This is a genomic window from Phytobacter massiliensis JC163 (assembly GCF_000321045.1).
Taxonomy (GTDB): Bacteria; Pseudomonadota; Gammaproteobacteria; order Enterobacterales; family Enterobacteriaceae; genus Phytobacter_A; species Phytobacter_A massiliensis.
Map to the genome: position 1 here is coordinate 623401 of NZ_HE578945.1, position 4490 is coordinate 627890.

A 4490-nucleotide genomic window follows, 5' to 3' on the forward strand; every position below is an offset into this window, starting at 1 on the left:
CTGTGCCCCCCGGGTAAACCGCTGTCGTGGGCGACAGCTTTTCGCTCGCTGGGGCGGCGAAATTTATCCGGCTCCCCCCGGCCTGCAAAATCCGCGTGGGCGCGGCTGTTTGCAGGTGAGGTGCGGTACCTGAATTATTTTCGCTTCTTAACCCGCGAAAATATTTCTGTCCGCTGCCTCATTTTTGCGGCCCCTGTTTCTTCGCTCCTTAATCCGCGAAAAACAGAAGCCGTAAAAACCTGAAAACCGTCACGCTCTGTGCCCGTCTCGCCAGTATTAACCACGAACGCGGCCATATTTACTGATGACCTGACTGATAGCCGCCGGGTCTGCCGAATCACACTCACTTAAAAATGATTGTCTGGCATCGGCCGTATGGTCAGGAAGAAAGCCGTGTTTATTCTTTTTCACGATATTAAAGAATTCACGTTCAGCGGAATGACATTCACTGCCGCCGCCATTTCCGGTTGCTTTACCGTACATACATAACATCACCTCGCAGGCATCAGCAGCCAGTACAGATGTTGAACATGACGCCATAACGCAAAACAATAATACGGAGGATATTGCTTTTTTCATTTCAGCCACCATTATGATTAATGAAAGGTTACGTGTTTTGGGAAGTGTTATTTACTGGGGTTATTTTCTGAATGCCTCCCTCATATTATTCAGATGGACTTGCTTAAAATAAACATTGCTCATCCGGCGCACGTCGTCGTGAATATCCATGCTGACGATCACATCAATGCTTTTAAGCACCTTGCGCAACAATACGTCGAAAGGAATATTCCGACAGTCGGGGTTTTCATAGCAGCGGTCAATGATCCCTTCAATACATTCCTCCGGACTGCCAGCATGCAGGGAAGTGATTAACCCCTCATGCCCGGAGCCGATAATTTTCAGCGCGTCCCACGCTTCCCGCCCACGAATTTCCGCCAGTAATATCCGGTCAGGGTTCATTCGATAATTAGCACGGATCAGCTTGCCGGGTGTGACAATAGCATTATCCCCGGCATCCGCCGGGTAAAAAAGATGAACATAATTGGCATGGTGATAAAAACGGATTTCGGGATTATCCTCAATCGTTACCAGCCGGAGATGCAGCGGAATATAATGCAGCAGCGTTTTCATATAGGTGGTCTTGCCGGAGCCGGTTTCACCCACAATAAAAATCGTTTTGCCGTATTCCACCGCCTTTTCCATAAAACGGGGAATATCCCCGCTGTGATATAACCGGATCAGTGCATTATCCTGACTTTCCATTTTTTCCTGACCGGCTACGTGCTGATAAAATCCCGCATCAATCCATGACTGATGTGTTTTCTGCTCAAACGAGGGTTTGCGCAGCGTAATGGACACCGTATTACGTTCACAGGCCGGAGGAATAATCGCCTGAATACGTTCGCCGGATCCTAATGTTGCAGAAAGGATGGGTGATGTATCGTCAATATTATCGTCATGCCAGGACGCCAGCGCTCTGGCAAAAGCATGACACTGACGCAACGTGATGGGGGATGCCTGTTTTTGCCATTTTCCCCGAATTTTTGTATGCAGCTCACCCGGTCGGTTAACCGCAATTTCTGTCAGGCCATCCTGAGCAAGAAAATCACCAAACAGACGGTTTTTCATAAAATCCAGTGACAGGTTTTCAGCGCTCATACCATTTCTTTTTCAGCCGTAGTTGATAAACAGAGGAAAAATCAATATCCGTGCCGGTCATGATGCCGATCACATCACCCTGGTTCAGGTACATCGTGGGCGGGATATTGATGCTGTTTTCCAGTGTCGTTTTCGCCATTTCCGCCGTGGCGGCGCGGGTGTTTTCGGTATAGTCAGTATTGCGGTCTTTACCCGGCGCGGCATCTGATGCCGCTGCCGCCGCGTCCTGCACGGTACTCAGCATCAGGGCGTTGCCGAAACGCTCCCAGAAATGGCTGTCGATCCAGCCCGCGATCCCCGCCTCACCGAGCGGGCCGGTGGCCTGCGTATCGGTGAGCGGGATTTGCAGGCTGCCGGGCTCCGGCGTGCGCAGCTCCGTCCACAGCACAAACATCCGGCTGCGCCCGTGTTGCAGTGCGCCGGTGCGGTAGACGCCACGGGCGACCGTTCCTGCCTGGATCAGCTTCACATGGTTACTGGCGCTCCAGATATTCTCACCGATCAGGCAGGAGATATGACCGCCAACATCGGATACGAAGCGCCGCATCATCGAACACGGAATATAACGATCCACGGGGATATAGAGATCAGGATCGAGGCCCAGCCGCCTGACACCAGTGACACGGGCAACGCCTGGATTGCCGTTGTTATTGCTGTCTGCCGGTGCTGTCGTATCCGGGCAGCGCAGACGTCCATCTTCGCCACTGACCAGTACAGACTGACAGGATGTGTACGCCGTGGAGGCAGACGGGCTGCCCGACGTTCCCGCGTTGCTGCGCGATCCGCTTCGGAACGTGCGTGTATCGTCGCCTGACCCTGTGCTGCCGCTGTTCAGCCCGTCTGCCAGCGCTGCCGCCTTGTTCAGGGCGGGCGGCAGAGCTGGTGTGGCCGGGGCGCTCTGACTGGCAGGGCCTGCGCTTTCCTGCCTCCCTGGCCCGAACAGGCCAAACGGATTACTGTCCATGCCCAGATTCTTACGCTCCTGCTGCACCGCACCGGAGGAGGGCGGCGGCGCGGTGTCGGATTCTTTCTCATCACCCCTTTTCAGGGCGCTGAGAAGACGATCGCCACCGGACGCCAGCGCGATGACCAGGACCAGACTCAGCAGGCTGACGATCAGCGTGCGGCGATCTGAAGCTTTACGGAAACGGGTCACTTCCGGCTGACCAAGCGGCGTTTTCTGCTCCGGCTCCTGATATGCCATTGCCGCGCGGGCGCGTTCACGGGATTCCGCTTCGCGTTCTGCGGTGGTTTTTTCCGGTCCGTCCGGGAAAGATTTGTCGGTCATTTTGCCTCCAGCGTAACGGACGGTGAAACGGTGTCACTGTTGGTCAGCGGGATACGCCCGAATACGTCGTTTTCGATCCCCACCACCGAGGTGCCGTAACGCAGTACCAGCTGCGGCGATGCCGGAACCACCATCACGGTGTAGTTGCCCTGTTGAACTGTCTGCGGAGTGACCGCCTGCTCCTGACCATTAACCACCCGGAAGGCAGAAGGCAGGGTTTTTATGGGGGAAAAACCGATATACGCAAAACGACCGTCATCCCAGGTAAAGTCCGGCGCGATGGCGGCGGAACCGGCTGCCACCCGTTTTGTATAGCGCCAGTTGCGCGGCGTAGTGGTCTGCCCGAATGCCGCCGCTATCCGCTGCCGGTCCAGTGTTTCCTGCTGATGTTGCTGGCGGGTGGCGCTGGCGGCGGCTGACTTTTTCCTCTGCTCATCGGGATAGCGGTAGCGGATAACAAAGGCCTGAGCGGGCGAGTCTTTATCCAGCACGTTCAGCTCCAGGCTGTAATCGCGCTTCGATGTCACCACGAACAGATTGGTTTTCCAGTCTTTCTCTGTCGGCAGAAACACCTGGCTGACGTTGTTACCGCTGGCGTCCGTGACCGGCTGGGTAATCGGGGTTGGGCTGACGCCCACCCGGTTATCGCTTTTCGTCACGGTCCAGCCTTTAGGAAAACCAGCCTGCGCATCGATAACGGTTTCATCATCATCAAACACCAGCAGGGTGACGTAGCCGGGGCGAGTACTGACGACCGTGGCGTTCTGGCTGTTGTATGTGACGTTCTGCATCCGGCTGTCATACGCGCTGCCGCGCGGTGTCGCTGCGCTCCATGCCACGCACGACACCATTAATCCAGAGAGGAGCAGGGTATGTTTCAGCATTATTCCCCCCTCAGCTCTTTATCGCGCTGGTAGCTGGTGACGATAAAGCCCAGCGGGTTCACTTCGCGCTGGCTGTCGGTCAGTTGCCGGTGCGAAACGTAGCGGTAAGTGAGGCGGATATTCCACACATCCGTTTTCACGGAATTATCAGCAATACGGCGAATTGTGCGCTTGATACGCAGTGTTGCCAGATTATCCGGCCCGGTGGCAGGCGCATGCACATTGGAAATAATGTCGATATAAACGACATATTCCGCCTTATTAAAAATCACGTCCGGTGCCTGGTCGCCGTTAAACCCGTCCAGATAGTCCCGGTTCACGCTGTCGCTGTTAAATAACTGCACGTCGTCATAATCACGCTGCAGGGAGAAATAATTATATCCCTCGCGGAGTCTGACATAGTGTGCTGCCAGTGAATGCGCCAGTGCCTTTTCAGAAGAAATATCCCGCTCCTTCACGCGGGTCATATATTCATAGCGCCCGGTCTGTTTATCCACTGACCATAATTCAGTGTCGGTGGTTTTCAGCGGCAACAGAATAATAATGGCCGCAATCGCCATTGCGGCCAGGATCAATCCGGCAGCGGCCACCCGCCAGGCGGTTTTTCGGGAACGCTCTTCCTTTTCCAGCAGGATGGATTCAAAAGAGCGGGAGACATT

Annotated in this window: 5 protein-coding genes; all 5 read right to left on the bottom strand. The window is 54.8% G+C overall.

Translation table 11 applies throughout. The annotated features are described in order from the left end of the window. Positions 1–276: 276 nt before the first annotated feature. Positions 277–579, bottom strand: a complete 303-nt coding sequence (locus ENTHG_RS03160; RefSeq protein WP_044173363.1) for a TrbM/KikA/MpfK family conjugal transfer protein — start codon at positions 577–579, stop codon at positions 277–279. A 60-nt stretch (positions 580–639) separates the two neighbouring features. Then, positions 640–1659 carry a P-type DNA transfer ATPase VirB11 gene (virB11, locus tag ENTHG_RS03165; protein WP_044173365.1) on the bottom strand — a complete coding sequence of 340 codons (1020 nt, stop codon included), beginning with the start codon at positions 1657–1659 and terminating at the stop codon, positions 640–642. Beyond that, positions 1649–2947 carry a VirB10/TraB/TrbI family type IV secretion system protein gene (virB10, locus tag ENTHG_RS03170; protein WP_044173367.1) on the bottom strand — a complete coding sequence of 433 codons (1299 nt, stop codon included), beginning with the start codon at positions 2945–2947 and terminating at the stop codon, positions 1649–1651. Before virB10 ends, virB11 begins: the two co-directional genes overlap by 11 nt. Continuing rightward, positions 2944–3831, bottom strand: coding sequence for a P-type conjugative transfer protein VirB9 (gene virB9 / locus ENTHG_RS03175; protein ID WP_044173369.1), 888 nt, complete (start codon positions 3829–3831; stop codon positions 2944–2946). The genes virB10 and virB9 overlap by 4 nt, the downstream gene beginning before the upstream one ends. Next, on the bottom strand, positions 3831–4490 hold a 660-nt coding region (locus ENTHG_RS03180; protein WP_071825795.1), incomplete at its 5' end, for a VirB8 family type IV secretion system protein. The genes ENTHG_RS03180 and virB9, both read right to left, overlap by 1 nt.